This is a genomic window from Streptomyces sp. NPDC086147 (assembly GCF_040702165.1).
Classification (GTDB): Bacteria; Actinomycetota; Actinomycetes; order Streptomycetales; family Streptomycetaceae; genus Streptomyces.
The window spans coordinates 132562-151699 of record NZ_JBFBJO010000005.1 but is presented as its reverse complement, the minus strand read 5'-3'; the positions used below and the strand labels follow the sequence as shown (position 1 = coordinate 151699).

Sequence of the window (19138 nt, the reverse complement as noted above, 5' to 3'; positions counted from 1 at the left end):
GGCGAGGACGCCCCGCGCCCGCATCCCCCTCGCGTTCCGCGCCCGCGCTCCCTCACGCCCCGCGCCCGTACCCGCTCACGCCCCGTAGTGCTCCCGCAGCCGCGCTGCGGCCGACGGGTCCGCCCGCCACGCGTCCAGGGCGAGGAGCCCCGCCCCGAGGACCGGCGGCGCCGTCACGAAGCCGACCACCGCCTTCGGGGCCCGCTCCGCGAGGAGTTCGCGGACGCGTTCCTCCAGCTGCGGGTGGCGGGCGGCGAGCACGCTGCCGCCCAGCAGCACCGGCACCGGCCCGTCGAGCAGCCCGAGCCGCCCGAGCGCCACCGACGACATGGCCACGACCTCCTCGGCCAGCCGGTGCACGAGCGACAGCGCGACCGGGTCGCCCGCCGCGCTCACCCGGAAGAGCACGGGCGCCAGTTCGTGCCGCCGCTCCATCGGGATCCGGCCCAGGTGCAGCGCCTCGATCAGCGCGTACATCGTCTCCAGGCCGAAGTGCGCGGGCAGCGCCCGCGACAGCTCGGTCGGCTCGCCGCGCCCGTCCTCGCCGCGCGCCGCGCACCACAGCGCCTCCTCGGCCAGGCCGCCCCCGCCGCCCCAGTCCCCGGAGAGCTTCCCGATCGCCGGGAAGCGGGCGGTCCGCCCGTCCGGGGTCATCCCGACGCAGTTGATCCCGGCCCCGCACACCACCGCCACGCCCCGGGGCTCGTCGACCCCGGCCCGCAGGATGGCGAAGGTGTCGTTGTGCACCCGGATCGACCGGCTCAGGTGCCGCGCGTGGAGGGCCCGTTCGAGCTCCAGCTCCTCCACGGGCAGGTCGGCGTTGGCGAGGCAGGCGGTGACGTGGGCGAACACCGGCGGGCGGTCCGCCGGGCCGCCGGCCGCCGCCCAGGCGCGCCCCACGGTCTCCACGAGCCCGTCAACCGCCGTCGCCACCCCCACCAGCGGGGGCTGGAACCCGCCGCCGCGGGCCGCCCCGAGGACGGAGCCGTCCGGGGAGAGGACCGCGACGTCGGTCTTGCTGTTCCCCGCGTCGACCGCGAGGAGCGTGTCCGCCCCCGCCGCGGGGAAGGTCCCGTTCACGCCCACGCGAGGTGCTCCCGGTTGTGCGCGATCAGCCGGTCCGTGAGGCCGTCGGCGTACGCGTACTGCCCGATCAGCGGGTGCGCGAGCAGTGCCTTGAAGACCCGGTCCCGGCCGCCGCGCAGCGCCGCTTCCAGGGCCAGGTCCTCGTAGGCCGTCACGTTCGCGATCAGACCGGCGTACAGCGGGTCCACCGGCGCGACCGCCAGCGGCACCGCGCCCTCCGGGCCGACCGCCGCCTGCGTCTCGATCACGGCGTCGTCCGGCAGGAACGGCAGCGTGCCGGCGTTGTACGTGTTCACCACCTGGTACGGCGAGCCGCCGCCGCCCAGGAGGGCCGCCGCCAGGTCCACGGCCGCCTCCGAGTAGAAGGCGCCGCCGCGCTTGGCGAGCAGGGCCGGCTTCTCGTCGAGCGCCGGGTCCCCGTACATCTCCAGGAGCTCCTTCTCCATCGCGGCGACCTCGGCGGCCCGCGAGGGCTTCTCGCCCAGCTCCCGCACCACCTCGTCGTGCGCGTAGAAGTAGCGCAGGTAGTACGACGGGACGACGCCGAGCCGGTCCAGGACCGGGCGCGGCAGCCGCAGGTCGGCGGCGATCGCGTCGCCGTGCCCGGCGAGCAGCCGGGGCAGCACGTCCTCGCCGCCGGGGCCCCCGATCCGTACCGCCCGCTCCCAGGTCAGGTGGTTGAGCCCGACGTGGTCCAGGTGCACGTCGGAGGGGGCCACGTCCAGGAGCGCGGCGAACTTGCGCTGGAAGCCGATGGCCACGTTGCACAGGCCGACGGCCTTGTGCCCGGCCCGGAGCAGCGCCCGCGTCACGATGCCCACGGGGTTGGTGAAGTCGATGATCCAGGCGTCCGGGTTGGCGCGCCGTACCCGCTCGGCGATGTCCAGGACCACCGGGACCGTGCGCAGCGCCTTGGCGAGGCCGCCGGCGCCGGTGGTCTCCTGGCCGACGCAGCCGCACTCCAGCGGCCAGGTCTCGTCCTTCTCCCGGGCGGCCTGTCCGCCGACCCGGAGCTGGAGCAGGACGGCGTCGGCGCCCTCGACCCCGGCGTCCAGGTCGGAGGTGGTGGTGATCCGCCCCTCGTGTCCCTGCCGGGCGAAGATCCGCCGGGCGAGCCCGCCGACCAGGTCGAGCCGGTCGGCGGCCGGGTCGACGAGAACGAGTTCGGTGACGGGCAGGGTGTCGCGCAGCCGCGCGAACCCGTCGATCAGTTCGGGGGTGTAGGTGGAACCGCCCCCCACGACAGTGAGCTTCATGTGTCGTTCAGCCCTTCACTCCGGTCAGTGTGACTCCCTCGACGAACGCCTTCTGGGCGAAGAAGAAGACGAGGATCACGGGGGCCATGACCAGGACGGTCGCGGCCATGGTCAGGTTCCAGTCGGTGTGGTGCGCGCCCTTGAAGGACTCCAGGCCGTAGCTCAGGGTCCAGGCGCCGGGGTTCTCGGAGGCGTAGATCTGCGGTCCGAAGTAGTCGTTCCAGCAGTAGAAGAACTGGAAGAGGGCCACGGCGGCGATGCCCGGCCTGGCCATCGGGACCACGACCCCGAGCAGGGTGCGCAGTTCGCCGCACCCGTCGATCCGCGCCGCCTCCACGTACTCGTCGGGGATGGTGAGGAGGAACTGGCGCAGCAGGAAGACGGCGAAGGCGTCCCCGAACGCCAGCGGGACGATCAGCGGCCACAGGGTGCCGGAGAGGTCCATCTGCTTCGCCCAGAACAGGTACATGGGGATGATCACGACCTGCGGCGGCAGCATCATCATCGAGATGACGAGCAGCATCGACAGGCGCCGTCCCCGGAAGCGGAACTTGGCGAGGGCGTACGCGACGGGGACCGAGGACACCACGACGAGGACGGTGCCGAGCCCGGCGTACAGCAGGGAGTTGCGCCACCAGGTGAGGAAGCCCTCGGTCTCGAAGACCCGGACGTAGTTGTCCCAGTGCCAGGAGTCCGGCGTCAGGTCCCGGGTGAGCGCCTGCTGGTCGCTCATCAGGGAGGTCAGGAACACGAAGACGAACGGCAGGACGAAGAACAGGGCGGCGGCGATGCCGAGCGCGTGCACGGCGATCCAGTGCAGCAGCGCCGTGCGGCGGGCCCGCTTCTCCGCCGGGGTCGGGACGGTGGCCGTGAGGGTCGTCATGGTTCAGTCACCCGAGCCGATCAGGCCGCCGCGCCGGCGCATCAGGAGCGCGGTGAAGGCCATGGAGAGGACGAAGAGCACCAGCGCGACCACGCAGGAGGCGCCGTAGTTGAACTGGCTGAAGCCGAGGCTGTGGACGAGCTGCGGCAGGGTGAGCGTGGAGTCGTCCGGGTAGCCGGGGACGAAGGTGACGCCGGAGCCGCCCATCGCGCCCGAGGCGACCTTGGAGGCCACGATCGGCTGCGTGTAGTACTGCATCGCGCCGATGATTCCGGTGACCACCGCGAAGAGGACGATCGGCGAGATGGTGGGCAGCGTGATGTGGCGGAACCGCTGCCACGGCGAGGCGCCGTCCAGTTCGGCGGCCTCGTACAACTCCTTCGGCACGTCGAGCAGCGCGGCCATGAAGATGACCATGAGGTCGCCGACGCCCCACACGGCGAGGACCGTGAGGGCCGGCTTGGACCAGGACGCGTCGTTGAACCAGGAGGGGGCGGGCAGGCCGGCCGCCTCCAGGAGCGAGTTGACCGGTCCGGTGCCGGGGTTGAGCAGGAAGACGAAGGCGAGCGTGGCGGCCACCGGCGGAGCCAGGTACGGCAGGTAGAAGAGGGTCCGGAAGATCCCGGTGCCCGTCTTGATCTTCGTGATCAGCAGGCCGACGCCGAGGCCGAGGACGACCCGGCAGGCGACCATGACCACGCAGAGCCAGAGGGTGTTGCGCAGGGCCGGCCAGAACTGCGGGAAGCCGGTGAAGACGTACGACCAGTTGTCGAGGCCCCGCCACTCGGGCGGGTTGAGGCCGTCGTACCGCATGAAGGAGAAGTAGACGGTGGAGACGAGCGGATAGACGAAGAAGACGCCGAATCCGATCAGCCAGGGCGACAGGAACGCCAGGGTGCGCAGCGCGTCGCGGCGGCGCCTGGACCGCAGGGTGTTCCGTCCTCCGGGGGAGGGGGCGGCCGGGGCGGCCGCCTCCTTCGCGGGCAGGGTGTCCGTGCTCATGGGCGGTGTCCGGCCGTCACTTCGCCGCGGCGATGTCGCGGTCGATCTGGGCCGCGGTGTCGGCGAGCCCCTTCTTCAGGTCGGTGACCAGGCCCTTCTCGTACTGCTGGGAGAACTTCTGGAGGGTGTCCTGGTAGGCGGAGCCGTTGACCGCGCCGTCCGAGGTGGTGGAGGCGGGGTGCCGGGCGATGTCCAGGAAGGTCTTGAAGCGCGGGTCGAACTTCAGGTCGGGGGACTTGAGCGCCTCCAGGGTGGAGGGCACGTTGCCGATGTCCTGGGCGAAGGCCACCACGGCGGCGGTGTCCGTGGTCATGAACTTCACCAGCTCCCAGGCCGCGTTCTGCTTCCGGCTCTGCGGCGCGATGCCCATGATCGTGCCGGAGAGGTAGCCCTTGCCGTACTCGGCCACCTCGTCGTCCGCGACCGGCAGCGGCGCGACGCCGATCTCGAAGCCGGGCTTCGCCTCCTCGGCGAACCTCAGCCGCCACTCGCCGTCGAGCTGCATGGCGACCCGGCCGGTGTGGAAGGGGTGCTCGGCGCCCCACTCGTCACCGAACGTGGTGCGGTACTTGTCGAGCTTCCGGAACCCGCCGAGGGCGTCCACCAGGGACTTCTGGTACGTCATCATCTCGGCGAACGCCGGGTCCTTCGCGACGGTCGACTTCCCCTCCCCGTCGAAGTACCCGCCGTGCCTCCACTGCGACATGTAGTGCGAGACGACCGTCTCGTAGCCGAGGTAGGTCGGCATGAAGCCGAGCCGCTCGTACGAGTCGCCCTTGGGCTTCGTCAGCCGCTTGGCGACCTCGGTGAACTCGGACCAGGTCTTCGGCGGCGCCTCGGGGTCGAGTCCGGCCTGCCGGAAGGCGTCCTTGTCGTAGTAGAGCCCGTACGCGTCGGAGAGCAGCGGCAGGCTGCACCGCCGGCCCTCGAACTGCGTGTAGTCCTGGAGGACCTTCGGGAAGGTCTTGTCCAGGTCCAGCTTCGACTTCTCGATGAAGGGCTTGAGGTCCGCCAGGGCGCCCGAGGCGCAGAACTTGCCGACGTTGGACGTGGTGAACGAGGAGACGACGTCCGGGCCGTTCGAGCCGCCCGCGCGCAGGGCCTGGCCGAGCTTGGCGTCGTCGATGCCGCCGACGAGCTTCACCTCGATGTGCGGGTGGGCCTTCTCGAAGCGGGCGACGTTGGCCTCGATCGCCTTGACCTCGGCGGGCGCCGACCAGCCGTGCCAGAAGGTGATCGTCGTCTCCGCGTTCGGGTCGTCGGCGGCCGCGTCGTTCGCGGAGCCGGTACACGCGGTGGCGAGGAGGGCTATGGAGGCGGTGGCGGCGAGCGCGGCGGCGGCTCTGCGCGGGCGTACGGGCATGGGGGTTCTCCCTGGGGCGGGCGGAGGGGAAGCGGGGTCAGCGGGACGTGTCGAAGAGCTCGTCGCGGGTGGCGGCGAGGGCGCTTTCGAGGGCCCCGCGCAGGACGGGGCGCCGGTGCACGGCGGCGAGGACCAGGCGCGGCCGGGACGCGGCGAGCTCGGCGAGCGCGGACTGCACGCGGGCGCGCAGGGGTTCGCCGCCGGCGACGAGGACCTCGCCGGAGAGGACGATCAGCTCGGGGTCGAGGACGGCGACCAGGGAGGAGAGGCCGACGGCGACCCGCTCGGCGTACCGGTCGAGGAGGGCCGCGTGCACGGGGTCCCCGGCCTCCTCCTCGGCGGCGCGCGCGAGCAGCCCGGACGCCACCGGCACGTACGGCTGCTCGGGGGTGTCGATGCCCAGGGCGCGGGCGATCCGGGGCACCGACTGGACCCCGGCGAGCTCCTGGTAGCCGCCGGAGTTGGCCTGGGCGACCCGCCGCACGAGCGGGGTGCCGGGCACGGGCATGAACCCGACCTCGCCGGCGCCGCCGGTGAAGCCCCGGTGCAGCCGCCCGCCGAGAACGAGGGCGGCGCCGATGCCCTCCTCGTTCCAGAGCAGGGCGAAGTCGGAGTGGCCCCGGGCGGCGCCCAGGCGCTGTTCGGCCAGGGCGACGAGGTTGACGTCGTTCTCGTACTCGAACGGCATCGGCAGGGCGGCGGCCAGCTCCTCCAGGAGGGTGGGGGAGTGCCAGCCGGGCAGGTGGGAGGCGTACCGCAGGCGCCCGGTGGCCGGGTCGAAGGCGCCGGGGGTGCCGATGACCAGGCGCCGCACGTCCGCGCGGGCGATCCCGGCCGCCTTCACGGCCCCGTCGAGGACCTCGGTGACCTGGCCGACGACCCCGGCGGCGGAGCGGCCGGGGGTGGGCAGCTCGGACTCGCCGACGATCTCGCCGGTGACGTCGGCGACGGCGGCGCGGATGCGGCGGGCGGTGACGTCGAGCCCGGCGGCGTACGCGGCGCGCGCGTTCACCGAGTACAGCTGGGCGTTCGGCCCGGGGCGGCCCTCGGTGGTGCCGGTGGCGACGACGAGCCCGGCCGCTTCGAGGCGGGCGAGGAGCTGGGAGGCGGTCGGCTTGGAGAGACCGGTGAGCTTGCCGATGCGGGTCCGCGAGAGCGGGCCGTGCTCCAGGAGCAGGTCCAGGGCGGCGCGGTCGTTCATGGCCCGCAGCACGCGCGGCGTGCCGGGGGTTCCCGGGGTCGTACCGGCCATGGGTGCGCACCTGCCCTTGCACTGTTAGGAAAGTTTCCTATTGAGTGGAAGGAAAATAATTCGCCCGTCACCGGCCCGTCAATACCCGGGGGCGCGCGAATGCCTGAGAACGCGCGAAACCCCCGCGGGCAACGAAAGCGTTGCCCGCGGGGGCTCCGGGTGAGGGCTTGAACAGATAAAGCCGGGACCTACTTGGAGAGGTCCTTCGGCAGCGGGGTCGCCGCCGCCGACTGCGGCGAGGTCGCGTTGCCGAAGACCGAGGGGGCCGCCATGCCCGCCGTCGGGTCGGCCGCCGCCTCCTCGGCCGGGGCCGGGAGCCCGCCCACGATCCGGATGCCGGCCTCGTCCAGGCCCCGTTTGATCCGCCAGCGCAGCTCGCGCTCCACGCCGAGCGCCTTGCCCGGCATCGTCTTCGCCGCGACCCGGATCGTCATGGAGTCGATCAGCACCTCGTTCAGGCCGAGCACCTCCACCGGACCCCACAGGCGCTCGTTCCACGGCTCCTCCTTGGCCATGGCCTCCGCCGCCTCGGTGATCACCGACCGCACCCGGTCCAGGTCCTCCGTCGGCCGGACCGTCACGTCCACGGCCGCCGTCGCCCAGCCCTGGCTGAGGTTCCCTATCCGCTTGATCTCGCCGTTGCGCACGTACCAGATCTCACCGTCCACCCCGCGCAGCTTGGTCACCCGCAGGCCCACCTCGACGACCTCGCCGGAGGCCACGCCCGCGTCGACCGAGTCACCGACGCCGTACTGGTCCTCCAGGATCATGAAGACGCCGGACAGGAAGTCGGTCACCAGGTTCCGCGCGCCGAAGCCGATCGCCACACCGGCCACACCGGCCGAGGCGAGCAGCGGCGCCAGGTCGATCTTGAAGGCGCCGAGGATCATCAGCCCGGCCGTGCCCAGGATCAGGAAGGACGCCACCGAGCGCAGCACCGACCCGATCGCCTCCGAGCGCTGCCGCCGCCGCTCGGTGTTGACGAGCAGACCGCCCAGGGCCGTCCCCTCCACCGCCTGCGCCGAACGGTTCATCCGTTCGATCAGCTTCGTCAGGGCCCGGCGGACGGCCATCCGCAGGAGGAGCGCGACGACCAGGATGAGGAGGATGCGCAGGCCGGTGTTCAGCCAGGTGGACCAGTTCTCCTCCACCCAGGTGGCGGCGTTCGTGGCTCGCTCCGCGGCCTCGTCCAGGGTCACCGGCATCGGTTCGGGTTCGGTGGCAGCCGCCAGGGCGGACCAGGACACGGGACAACCTCCAGGCATCGCGTACGCAGGCCATCCACAGTAACGGGGCGCCGGACGTGGTCCCGTGGTCCCGCCCGGCGGAGAGACGGACCTCACCAGGGAGGGAAGGGGAGGTGCGCGTGCGGCCGGTGTGGTCGAGAACACTCCGGACCCCGTCACCCCGATCGCGATACGTGGTGGCGCTCCGACCAGGCATGAGGACAAACTGAGAGCAGTTCGTCCCGGCGCGAGCCACGCGCCGCCGGCGCCATAGGAGGCATCCGTGCCGCATGTCCTGGTCCTCAACGCGTCGTACGAGCCGCTCGGCGTCGTACCGCTCCGCCGCGCACTCGTCCTCGTCCTGGAGAACAAGGCTCTCTGCCTCGAGGAGTCCGGTGCCTTCCTGCACAGCGAGACCCAAGTCGTCCCCGCGCCCAGCGTGGTGCGACTGAAGCGCTTCGTGCGGGTCCCCTACCGGGGGCCCGTTCCCTTGACCCGCCGGGCCCTCTTCGCCCGCGACGGCGGGCGCTGCGCGTACTGCGGGGGCGTCGCGACCAGCGTCGACCACGTGATCCCGCGCAGCCGCGGGGGCACGCACGCCTGGGAGAACGTGGTGGCGGCCTGCCGCCGCTGCAACCACGTCAAGGCCGACCGGCACCTGCGCGAGCTCGGCTGGCGGCTGCGCCACCAACCGGCCCCGCCGACCGGCCTGGCCTGGCGGATCATCGGAACCGGCCACCGGGACCCCCGCTGGCTGCCGTACCTGCAGCCGTACGGCGCCGAGGACGTGATGGCCCGGATCGACTCCGTCGCGGAGACCCCCGTAGGGGCGCTCACGACGGGTTGAGCCGGGCCTTTCGCGTACGCGGGAGCCTTCGCACGGCCCGCGGCACGGAGCGGCGCGCCCCTCAGGGAGCGGGCCGCTCCTCCGGCACGTCCGGGGGCGCGGTCTCGGGGGCTTCAGGGGCCTCCGGAGCCGTCACGGGCTTCTCCGGCTGCCCCTTCTCGGGCTCTTCGGGGGCCTCCGGCTTCCCCGGATCCTCCGGCTTCCCCGGCTTCTCAGCGGGAGCCACCGCATACGTCTCCACCGACCAGAGCGAGTAGCCGAAACGGGTCGCCCGCTTCTCGCCCTGGACCCGCAGGAAGCGCGTGTCCGCCGCGTCCATCCGGACCGACTCCCGGCCGCCCCTGCCCTCCGCGACCGTCGCCGCCGTGCGCCACACCCGGCCGTCCGCCGAGACCTGGACGCGGTAGCGGGAGGCGTACGCGTCCTGCCAGTGCAGCACCACCTGCCCTATCCGGGCCGGCGCGGGCAGCTCCAGCTGCCACCAGGCGCCGTCCTCCTCCGGGGAGGACCAGCGGGTGGCCGGATCGCCGTCCGCCGCCGAGGAGGCCGGGAAGTCGGCGGTCTCGTCGCCCGACGAGGAGACCCGCGCCGTCCGCGCCAGGTCCGGGCCCGCCGTACGGGGGAAGGCCCGGACCGTCAGGACCCGCTCCTCGCCCGCGAAGGACACCGGCACCCGGTACGAGCCGACCGGCACGTCCGCCGCCACCGACACCTCCAGGGGGACGCGGGTCCGGGCGCCGCGCTCCACCGAGGCCTGCTCCGGCAGCCGGACCGCGATCCCCTTCGGGGCCCGTGCCGTCAGCGGCCCGCGCACCCCGCCCGCGCGCCGGCCCGTCAGCTCCACGTCCACCCGCTGTGCCGGGCCGCCGATCTCCGCGTCCGTCTCCGCGCGGGCGAGGGCGACGTCGGCGCGCGGCCCGTCCGCGAACCACGGCACCAGGGACCGCACCTCGGGGGCCGGGCCCCCCGCGCTCCACGCGACCCGCAGGGCCTCGGCCCGCAGCCCCTTCAGATCGGTCTGCGTCCACCCCGACGGCGACAGCGGGCCGAGCGGCCGCCAGCCCTCGCCGGGGACGTACGCCTCCACGCGCGCGTCCGTGCCCGCGCGGCCGCCCTCCGGACCCGGTGCGGCGAGCACCGTCAGGGCCTCCACGGCCCGCGCCCGGTCGAGCCGCACGGTGTACGAGCCGGTGGCCCGCTCGGCCCGCGCCGCCGGGGCCCGGTCGGCGCCCGTCCAGGCCGCCGTCTCCTTCAGCGCCCGCGTGAGGAACGGGTCGAGGACCCCCGCGCCGACCGTCACCCGGCTCGTGCCCAGGTCCTTCCGCAGCTCTTCGAGCTCCCGCTGCGCCCGCCAGGCCGCCGCGCCGTCGCCGCGCCCCTGGGCGAGCAGCATGTCGACCGCCGTCTCGCCCGCCAGGCCGTACCGGGAGAGCTGCTCCAGCCACGGCCCCGTCTCGTCGCCGAGGGCGCCGCCCGCGGTGTCCGCCAGCCGCTCGGGGGCCCGCCGCATCACGGTGAACGCGTCCCGCAGCCCGCGCGCCGCCTCCTCACGCGCGCGCGTGTCCGCGCCGCCGCGCGCCTCCCAGAAGGCGGCCAGGAGCGGCTTCAGATAGGCCGACTCGCCCGCCGGGGCGAGGATCGAGGAGGCGCCGTTCCCGGCGAGCGCCCGCAGCGCCCCGCGGGCGGCCGGGTCCGGGCCCGCGAGGTCGTCGACGGCGGCCCGCCAGGACTCCTCGGGCCGGTAGCCCTTCGGGTTCCAGGCGTAGTCGGCGGTGGTGAACAGCGGCACGCGGGAGGCCGCCGCCTGCTCCATGGCGTGGGCGAGGAAGGCGGCGGAACCGGCGGCCACGGCCGGCTCCCGGCCCGTCGCGGGGCCGAGGAACAGCCGGTCCTGCGCGTAGTCGTTGACCGGGTAGTTGTCCATGGTGACCAGCGGGTGGCCCAGCGCCTTCCGGGCGCCCGTCAGCTCGCCGCCGGTGATCGTGCGCGGCACGACGCCGACCCCGGTCCACGCCACCCGCACGCCCGCGTCCAGCGCCTCGGCGAACTTCGCCCGGTACGCGGTCGACCCGTCCTGGTAGTACTCCGTGGGCATCACCGTCAGAGGCTCGCCGTCCGGGTGCCGTTCGGCCAGGTGCCGGGCGACCGTGTTCGCCACGCGCGCGTGGGCGGCGGCGGCCGCCTCGGGACCGCGCCCGAAGGCGTCGGCGTCCCGCGAGCAGTGCCACTCGTCGTACGAGGCGTCCTGGAACTGGAGCTGGAAGGAGCGCACCCCGAGCGCCCACATGTCGTCGAGCTTCCGGGTCAGCGCCGCCACGTCGGCGGACGAGGCCAGGCACATGGACTGGGCGGGCGACACGGCCCAGCCGAGCGTCACGTGGTTGGCCCGGGCCCGCTCCGCGAGCGCGCGGAACTCCGCCCGCTGCGCGGCCGGGTAGGGCTCCCGCCACTGGAGCTGGCGGTACGGGTCGTCCCCGGGCGCGTACAGATAGCGGTTCTGCTTGGTCCGGCCCAGGAAGTCGAGCTGTCCGAGCCGCTGTTCCAGGGTCCACGGGCTCCCGTAGAAGCCCTCGGTGACACCGCGCTCGGCCGTGCCGGGCCAGTCCCGGACGACGACCCCGGGCACCTCCCGGCCGGAGCCGAGGAGCTGACGCAGCGTCTGCACGGCGTGGAACAGGCCGTCCTCGCCGACCCCGTCCAGGACGACGGTGTCCCGCCCCCGGAACCGGCCCGTGGCGAGCCGGTAGCCGCCGCGCGGCAGGTCGAGGCGCTCGGGCACGCCCAGGGCGGTCAGCGCCTCCTCCGCGCCCTCCCCGGCGGGCCCGGCGGCCCGGACCACCGGGCCCCGGCCCGGAAGCCCGGTGTGGACGGTCCGCACCCCGGCCGCCCGCAGCAGCCCGCGCAGCGCGTCGAGGGCGTACGGATCGGCGTCCGCGTCCGCGAGCAGCGTCACCTCGTCCCCGAGCCGTACGGCGGGCCCGGCCGCCGCCAGGGACTGCGGCCGGGGCCAGACGGCGGGCACGCGCGCGGGGACCTGCCGGGCGGGGGTCCGGGCGGCGTCCGCCGGGGGAGGGGCGGGGGTCGCGGGGGTCCGTGCGGGGGTGGGGGCCGTCGGGGCCGCGGGCACCCTCGGGAGGGCCTGCGCCGCGCCGGGGACGGCGCCGCCGAGGAGGCCGCCGATGACCGCGGCGGCGACGGCCGTGGCCGTCCGCTTCCTGCGCCCGAGGTGCACGGGTGTCTCCCTTCGGCGGGGCCGGCCGCTCCGCCGGTTGGTCACGAGTGGGTCACGAGCCCACCACCAGTCGCACGCGAGTGTCAATGCGCATGGCCGATGTGTCGGCTTTGCCCGGTGCGTCGTCGGCGAGGTGACGCCACTCCACCGTTTCGCGCCGGTAAAACGAGGTGCGGTGGGTAGGTCTCATTCGTTGTCCAGGTCCCACCTGCCGAGACGAACCGGGAGACCCCCGTGACCACGACCGCCCGCCACGGACGGATACGGATTCCGCAGCAGTCGGTGCCCGCCGGCGAACCGCTGACCAGCGAGCCGCTGACCAGCGAACCGCCCCTGCCCGAAGCGTCCCCCCTCACCAGCGAGCCCCCGCTGACCGCGGAGGCCCACCTGACCAGCGAACCCACCGCCCCCGTCAACGCGGGCGGCCCGGAGTCCCCCGGAGTGTGAAGTGACCCTGGCCCGTCTCGCCGCCCGTCACGGCGTCGCCACCGTCCACAGCCCCGCCGACGGCGGTGACGTGCCCGTGCCCGAGGCCACCGTGGTGGCCGTCCTCGCCGCCCTGGGCGTGGACGCGTCCACGCCGGAGGCGGTCGCGGCCGCCCTCGCGGCGGCGGAACGAGCGGACCGGGAGAGCCTGTTGCCCCCGACCCTGGTCCACTGGCGGACCGGGGCCGGGAGCGAGGGACCCGGCGCGGCCGGGGACCGCGCCCCCGGCACCGACCCGCTCGGGGAAACGGCCGGGAGGGCGGGCGGGGAAGCGGACGAAGGGCCGGTCGCGGAGGCACGCGGGGAAGCCGGCGAAGAGCCGGTCACGGGCGCGCGCGAGGGAACGGGCGCGTACGGCGACTCCCTCCGCCCCCCGTCCCACCTCCCGCCCGGCACCCGGCTCCAGGTCACCACCGAGGACGGCGCCGTCGTCCTCGGCGACGACTGGTCGGAGCTGCCCCTCGGCGTCCACGCGGTCGAGGCCGAGGCCCCCGACGGGCGCACGGCCACCGCCACCCTGATCGTGAGCCCCGCGCGCGTGCCCGGGCCGGACCGGCGCGCCTACGGACTGCTCGTCCAGCTCTACTCGCTGCTCTCCGACCGCTCCTGGGGCATGGGCGACCTCGGCGACCTGCGCGAGCTCGTCACCTGGGCGGGCCGGCGGCACGGCGCCGGGTTCGTCCAGGTCAACCCGCTCCACGCGGGCGTGCCCGGCGCGCCCACCGACCCCTCCCCGTACCGCCCCTCCTCGCGCCGCTTCCCGGACCCCGTCCACCTGCGGATCGAGGAGATCCCCGAGTACGCCCTGATCGGCCCCGAGCGCCGCGAGGAGCTGGACCGGATCCTCGCCGACGCGGCCGAGCTGCGCGAGCGGGTCCTCGGCAAGGGGGCCCTGATCGACCGGGACGCGGTCTGGGAGGTCAAGCGGCGGGCCCTGGAGCTGCTCCTCACGAGCGTGGAGCTCGGCCCCGGGAGGCGCGCCGACTTCCACGACTTCCTGGCCGGGCGGGGCCGCGCCCTGGAGGACCACGCCACCTACCAGGCCCTCGCGGAGCGGCACGGCCCCCACTGGCGCGCCTGGCCCGACGCCCTGCGCACCCCGCGCGCGGCGGAGGCGGCCGTGCGCGCCGACCCGGCCCTGGCCGCCCGGGTCGACTTCCACTGCCGGCTCGCCTGGCTGACGGACCGGCAGCTCGCGGACGCGGCCGGGGCCGCCCGCGAGGCCGGGATGGCGGTCGGGATCGTCCACGACCTGGCGGTCGGCGTCCACCCGGAGGGTTCGGACGCCTGGGCCGGTCAGGAGGCCTTCGCCGCCGGCATGTCGGTCGGAGCCCCGCCCGACGCCTTCAACGCCCGCGGCCAGGACTGGGGCCTGCCGCCCTGGCGGCCCGACGCCCTCGCCGCCGCGGCCTACGCCCCGTACCGGGGACTCCTGCGCGAACTCCTGCGCCACGCGGGCGCGCTGCGCATCGACCACGTGATGGGCCTCTTCCGGCTCTGGTGGGTGCCGGAGGGCCGCGAGCCCACCGAGGGCACGTACGTCCGGTACGACGCCGAGGCGATGCTCGCCGTCCTCGTCCTGGAGGCGCACCGCGCCGGGGCCCTGGTCATCGGCGAGGACCTCGGCACGGTCGAGCCGGGGGTCCGGGAGGCGCTGGCCCGGCGCGGGGTGTTCGGGACCTCCGTGCTCTGGTTCGAGCGGGACTGGACGGGCACCGGCCATCCGCTGCCCCCGGAGGAGTGGCGCGCGGAGTGCGTGGCCACCGCCACCACCCACGACCTGCCCTCCACCGCGGCCCGGCTCTCCGGCGACCACGTCGTGCTGCGGCACCGGCTCGGGCTGCTCCCCGGCGACCTGGAGCGCGCGCGGGTGGCGGACCGGGCCGAGACCGCCGAGTGGCGCGGCCTGTTCGAGCGGCTCGGCCTCCTCCCGGAGGGACCGGGGGAGGAGGCCGAGATCCGGGCCGTCCACCGGTACCTGCTGGCCACCCCGGCCCGGATGGTCGGGGTGTGGCTGCCGGACGCCGTGGGCGACCGCAGACCGCAGAACCTGCCGGGCACCTGGGACGAGTACCCCAACTGGCGACTGCCGGTCGCGGGCCCCGACGGACAGCCGCTCACCCTGGAGCGGCTGGCCGCCTCGCCCCGGGCGCACGCCCTCCTGAGCGAGCTGCACGCCCGTACGGCACCCCCGGGCGCGCGGCGCGTTTAGGCGTTCGCTACGTTTGCACCGTGGACAAGAAGAACGCCCTGCGCGCCGGCGCCGTCGCGGCCGGTACGACGCTGATGATGCTGCTCATGTCGTCCCCCGCGCTCGCGCTCACCCGCGACGACGGTGACGACCCGGCCCCCAAGCTGGAGGTCATCGAGACCCTCGGCCTGTTCGTGGCCGCCCCGCTGGCGCTGTTCCTGGTCATCACCGGCCTGGTGATGGTGCTCGACAAGTCCAAGAAGGCGTAACTCCTTCCTCCGGCTCCGTCGAGGGCGCCGCACGGTACCGACGTACCGTGCGGCGCCTTCGCGCGCCCGCGCGCCCCGCCCTCGTCAGGCCGAGGCCGCGAGCAGCCTGCGCAGCAGCCCGGCCAGCTGCTCCGCCTCCTCCGCGCCGAGCGCCGCCTCCAGGGCGGCCCGCTGCTCCGCGAGGCCGTCCGCGACCGCCCGGTCCACCAGCTCCCTGCCGCGCTCGCTGAGGGTGACCCGCAGTCCGCGCCGGTCGTTCGGGTCGGGGCTGCGGCTGAGCAGCCCGGCCTTCTCCAGCCGGTCGAGCCGGCCCGTCATGCCCCCCGTGGTGATCATCAGGGTGGCGGACAGCTCGCGCGGCGAGAGCGTGTACGGCGCCCCCGACCTGCGCAGGGTCGCGAGCACGTCGAACTCCCCGCGCGCCACGCCGTGGGGCGCGTACGCCCGGGCCACCCGGTCGCCCATGGCGTCGGACAGCCGGTAGATCCGGCCGAAGACGGCCATCGGGACCGTGTCCAGGTCGGGCCGGACGGCCGCCCACTGGTCGGTGATGGCGTCGACGGCGTCGTGGGCGGGGCCGGGTCCGGGGCCTTCGGCTCGGCCGGGGCCGGGGGTCTTCGTGTCCATGCGCCCAGTCTCCCCTTCCGTACGGCTCCCGTACGAGGCGGCCGGCACTCCCGTACGAGATGGTCGGCACTCCCGTACGAGAGGGTCGGCAGAAGAACCTTGCGAGTAAATAGCTTAGTGCTAAGTTAATTAGCGCCAAGCGAATTCGGGGTCTCCGCACCCCGGCGCACCGGCACTCGCACCCAGGGGGAGCCCGCATGTCCCGCCAGAGCACCACCCCTCACCAGACCGCCACGTCCCGCGAGACGGGCGCGTCCCGCAAGGCCGCCTTGGTCGCGCTGACCGCCCTCGCCCCGATCTCCTGGGGCTCCACCTACTACGTCACCACCGAGTTCCTGCCGCCCGACCGGCCCCTCTTCACCGGTCTGATGCGCGCCCTGCCCGCCGGGCTCCTGCTCCTGGCGCTCACCCGCACGCTCCCGAAGGGCGCCTGGTGGGGGAAGGCCGCCGCCCTCGGCGCCCTCAACATCGGCGCCTTCTTCCCGCTGCTCTTCCTCGCCGCCTACCGGCTCCCCGGCGGGGTCGCCGCCGTCGTCGGCTCCGTCGGCCCGCTCTTCGTCGTCGGCCTCGCCGCCCCCCTCCTGGGCGACCGGCCCACCGTCAGGTCCCTGGTCGCCGCCGTCGCCGCGGCCTTCGGCGTCAGCCTCGTGGTCCTCAAGGCCGGGGCCGCGCTCGACCTCGTCGGCGTGGTCGCCGGACTGCTCTCCGCCCTCTCCATGTCGGCGGGCGTCGTCCTCACCAAGCGCTGGGGCCGCCCCGAGGGCGTCGGCGCCCTCGCCGCCACCGGCTGGCAGCTCACCGCGGGCGGCCTCGTCATCCTGCCGGTCGCCCTCCTGATCGAGGGCGCCCCACCGGCCCTGACCGGCACGAACCTGGCCGGCTACGCCTACCTGGCGCTCGGCAACACCGCCGTCTCGTACGTCCTCTGGTTCCGCGGCATCGAGCGGCTGGGCGCCTCCTCGGTCACCCTCCTCGGCCCCCTCTCGCCGGTCACCGCCGCGATCATCGGCTGGGCGGCGCTCGGCCAGGCGCTCGGCCCGGTCCAGCTCCTCGGCGTCGCGATCGCCCTCGGCGCCACCCTGGCGGGCCAGCTCACCCCCCGTACGCCCGGGGCCCCGGTGGAGGTCTTCGGCACGCGCGAACGGAAGGAGCCGGAAGTCCCGGCCGAACCGGAGGCCCGCCAGGTGCCCCGATAGGTTGCGCCCATGACCGAGTGGGACATCAAGAAGCTCCGGATCCTCCGCACCCTCCGCGACCGCGGCACCGTCACCGCGACCGCGGAGGCCCTGCTCATGACCCCCTCGGCCGTCTCGCAGCAGCTCGCCAACCTCGCCAGGCAGCTCGGGGTGACGCTCCTGGAGGCCCAGGGCCGCCGGGTCCGGCTCACCGACGCCGCCCATCTGGTGCTGCGCCACGCGGAGGCGGTCTTCGCGCAGCTGGAGCGCGCCGACGCCGAACTCGACGCCCATCTGCGGGGCGAGGCCGGGCGGGTGCGGGTAGCGGCCTTCCCCACCGCCGTGCCCGCGCTCGTCGTCCCCGCCGTACGGCACCTGCGGACCGCCCACCCCCGGCTCGACGTCCGGGTCCGGGAGGCCGAGGCGGCGGAGGCGTACGAACTGCTCACGGCCGGCGAGGTCGACCTCGCCCTCTCGCTCGCCGCCCACGCGCCCTCCGCCCGCGACCCCAAGTTCGGCCGGACGCCGCTGCTCGCCGATCCGCTCGACGTGGCCCTGCCCGCCGGGCACCCGCTCGCCGGCGCCCCCGGCCTGCGGCTCGCGGACCTCGCCGCCGAACCCTGGATCTACGGCGGCTCCGGCCCCTGGTCCGAGATCACCACCGCCGCCTGCGAGGCCGCCGGCTTCACGCCCGAGCAGGCCCACAGCGCCTCGGGCTGGACCGCGATCCTCGCCATGGTCGAGGCCGGGATGGGCGTCGCGCTCGTGCCCCGCATGGCCTCCGCCGAACGCCGGGGAGGCACCGGGGTCGTCATGCGCGTCCTCTCCGCCGACCAGCCGCGCCGCCACGTCGTCGCGGCGGTGCGGAGCGGCGCGGAGGAGGGCCCGGCGGTGGCCCGGGTCCTCACCGCGCTCCGGCGCGCGGCGGCGGAACGCGAAACCGTCCAAGCGGAACGGTTCAGCACGACTGACCGGCAGGCCGCGGCAGAGCACCAAACCGTTCAGCACAGCTGAAAGGAATCATCGAAAACATTCGATGGACCTGGAAGGGCCGGACGCGGGAAGGTCGGTCCATGAGCAGCTTCGACGAGAACCAGGACCCGCACGCCAACGACGCCGCCCCCTACTCCGGCGGAGACCCCTACGCCGACTACCGCACCGGGGACTTCCCCTTCACCGAGCTCGTCGACCTCGCCGACCGCCGCCTCGGCGCCGGGGTCGTCGCCGCCAACGACGAGTTCTTCGCCGAGCGGGAGAACCTCCTCGTCCGCGAGCGCGCCGTCTTCGACCCCGAGCACTTCGGCCACAAGGGCAAGATCATGGACGGCTGGGAGACCCGCCGCCGCCGGGGCGCCGACGCCGGGAACGTCTTCCCCGCCCCCGAGGACCACGACTGGGCGATCGTCCGCCTCGGCGCCCCCGGCGTCGTCCGGGGGATCGTCGTCGACACCGCCCACTTCCGGGGCAACTACCCGCAGAAGGTGTCAGTCCAGGCCGCCGCCGTCGAGGGCAGCCCGAGCCCGGCCGAACTCCTCGACGCCAAGTGGGAGGAGCTCGTCCCGCCCACCCCCGTCCGCGGCCACGCCGCCAACGGCTTCGCGATCGACGCCGAGCGCCGCTTCACCCACGTCCGCCTCCGCCAGCACCCCGACGGCGGCGTCGCCCGCCTCCGCGTCCACGGCGAGGTCGTGCCCGACCCCGAGTGGCTGGAGCTCCTCGGCACCCTCGACCTGGTCTCCGTACTGAACGGCGGCACGTACGAGGACGCCTCGGACCGCTTCTACTCCTCGCCCACCCAGATCATCCTGCCCGGCACCTCCCGCAAGATGGACGACGGCTGGGAGAACCGCCGCCGCCGGGTCCGCGACACCAACGACTGGGTGCGCTTCCGGCTCGCCGCCCAGGGCGCCGTCCGCGCCGTCGAGATCGACACCGCCTACCTCAAGGGCAACTCGGCGGGCTGGATCGCTCTCCAGGGGCGCAACGGCGAGACGGGCGAGTGGTCCGAGATCATCCCCAGGACCCGGCTCCAGCCCGACACCCTGCACCGCTTCAAGCTGCCCGCGCGGGCCGTGGTCACCCATGTGCGCCTGGACGCCTTCCCGGACGGCGGCGTCGCCCGGATGCGCCTCCACGGCACACTGACGGAGCAGGGCGCGGCCGATCTGCGCGCCCGCTTCACGGCGCTCGGCGGCTGACGCCCCGGCAGGGCACGGAAAAGGGGCGCCCCACCGGGGAGGGCG

General features: G+C 74.7%; 16 protein-coding genes. 7 read left to right on the top strand and 9 right to left on the bottom strand.

The features are described 5' to 3' along the window. Positions 1-75 precede the first annotated feature (75 nt). The 7 genes from AB0398_RS13865 to AB0398_RS13835 all read right to left on the bottom strand — a co-directional run bounded on the left by AB0398_RS13865 (position 76) and on the right by AB0398_RS13835 (position 8047). Positions 76-1086 (bottom strand): BadF/BadG/BcrA/BcrD ATPase family protein, encoded by a 1011-nt coding sequence (locus AB0398_RS13865; protein ID WP_366374750.1) that lies wholly within the window; start codon positions 1084-1086, stop codon positions 76-78. Next, the gene (locus AB0398_RS13860) at positions 1077-2342 is read right to left on the bottom strand and encodes a 6-phospho-beta-glucosidase (protein WP_366374748.1); all 1266 of its coding nucleotides are present in this window, start codon (positions 2340-2342) and stop codon (positions 1077-1079) included. The genes AB0398_RS13865 and AB0398_RS13860 overlap by 10 nt, the downstream gene beginning before the upstream one ends. A 7-nt stretch (positions 2343-2349) precedes the next feature. After that, on the bottom strand, positions 2350-3225 hold the full coding sequence (locus AB0398_RS13855; RefSeq protein WP_366374746.1) for a carbohydrate ABC transporter permease: 876 nt from the start codon (positions 3223-3225) through the stop codon (positions 2350-2352). Positions 3226-3228: 3 nt separating this feature from the next. Then, positions 3229-4227 carry a sugar ABC transporter permease gene (locus tag AB0398_RS13850; protein WP_366374744.1) on the bottom strand — a complete coding sequence of 333 codons (999 nt, stop codon included), beginning with the start codon at positions 4225-4227 and terminating at the stop codon, positions 3229-3231. A 16-nt stretch (positions 4228-4243) separates the two neighbouring features. After that, entirely contained in the window at positions 4244-5590 is a 1347-nt protein-coding gene (locus tag AB0398_RS13845; protein WP_366374742.1) for an ABC transporter substrate-binding protein, read from the bottom strand. Between the two features lie 37 nt (positions 5591-5627). Further along, positions 5628-6842, bottom strand: coding sequence for an ROK family transcriptional regulator (locus AB0398_RS13840; RefSeq protein WP_366374740.1), 1215 nt, complete (start codon positions 6840-6842; stop codon positions 5628-5630). A 188-nt stretch (positions 6843-7030) separates the two neighbouring features. Further along, positions 7031-8047 carry a mechanosensitive ion channel family protein gene (locus AB0398_RS13835; protein WP_366375218.1) on the bottom strand — a complete coding sequence of 339 codons (1017 nt, stop codon included), beginning with the start codon at positions 8045-8047 and terminating at the stop codon, positions 7031-7033. A gap of 304 nt (positions 8048-8351) precedes the next feature. On the opposite strand from AB0398_RS13835, the gene AB0398_RS13830 reads away from it, so the two are divergent. Beyond that, positions 8352-8915: an HNH endonuclease gene (locus AB0398_RS13830; protein ID WP_366374738.1), complete on the top strand. Its 564-nt coding sequence runs from the start codon at positions 8352-8354 to the stop codon at positions 8913-8915. 61 nt (positions 8916-8976) lie between these two features. Here the strand turns inward: AB0398_RS13830 and AB0398_RS13825 are convergent, their stop codons facing one another. Beyond that, positions 8977-12147 (bottom strand): beta-N-acetylglucosaminidase domain-containing protein, encoded by a 3171-nt coding sequence (locus tag AB0398_RS13825; protein WP_366374737.1) that lies wholly within the window; start codon positions 12145-12147, stop codon positions 8977-8979. A 261-nt stretch (positions 12148-12408) separates the two neighbouring features. Between AB0398_RS13825 and AB0398_RS13820 the strand changes: the two genes are divergently transcribed. From AB0398_RS13820 to AB0398_RS13810, 3 genes are read left to right on the top strand one after another with little or no spacing between them, the layout of a single operon-like run. Next, complete coding sequence (locus AB0398_RS13820) at positions 12409-12594, top strand: hypothetical protein (protein ID WP_366375216.1); 186 nt, start codon at positions 12409-12411, stop codon at positions 12592-12594. A 1-nt stretch (position 12595) separates the two neighbouring features. Next, on the top strand, positions 12596-14845 hold the full coding sequence (gene malQ / locus AB0398_RS13815) for a 4-alpha-glucanotransferase (RefSeq protein ID WP_366374735.1): 2250 nt from the start codon (positions 12596-12598) through the stop codon (positions 14843-14845). 20 nt (positions 14846-14865) lie between these two features. Beyond that, a complete protein-coding gene (locus tag AB0398_RS13810) occupies positions 14866-15093 on the top strand; it encodes a hypothetical protein (protein ID WP_366374733.1) in 228 nt (75 codons plus the stop codon). 84 nt (positions 15094-15177) lie between these two features. Here the strand turns inward: AB0398_RS13810 and AB0398_RS13805 are convergent, their stop codons facing one another. Beyond that, entirely contained in the window at positions 15178-15720 is a 543-nt protein-coding gene (locus AB0398_RS13805; protein ID WP_366374731.1) for a MarR family transcriptional regulator, read from the bottom strand. Positions 15721-15917: 197 nt separating this feature from the next. On the opposite strand from AB0398_RS13805, the gene AB0398_RS13800 reads away from it, so the two are divergent. From AB0398_RS13800 to alc, 3 genes are read left to right on the top strand one after another with little or no spacing between them, the layout of a single operon-like run. Then, positions 15918-16916, top strand: a complete 999-nt coding sequence (locus tag AB0398_RS13800; protein ID WP_366374729.1) for an EamA family transporter — start codon at positions 15918-15920, stop codon at positions 16914-16916. 9 nt (positions 16917-16925) lie between these two features. Beyond that, positions 16926-17909: a LysR family transcriptional regulator gene (locus tag AB0398_RS13795; protein ID WP_366374727.1), complete on the top strand. Its 984-nt coding sequence runs from the start codon at positions 16926-16928 to the stop codon at positions 17907-17909. 59 nt (positions 17910-17968) lie between these two features. Beyond that, positions 17969-19093, top strand: a complete 1125-nt coding sequence (gene alc / locus AB0398_RS13790) for an allantoicase (protein WP_366374725.1) — start codon at positions 17969-17971, stop codon at positions 19091-19093. The last annotated feature ends 45 nt before the right edge of the window (positions 19094-19138 follow it).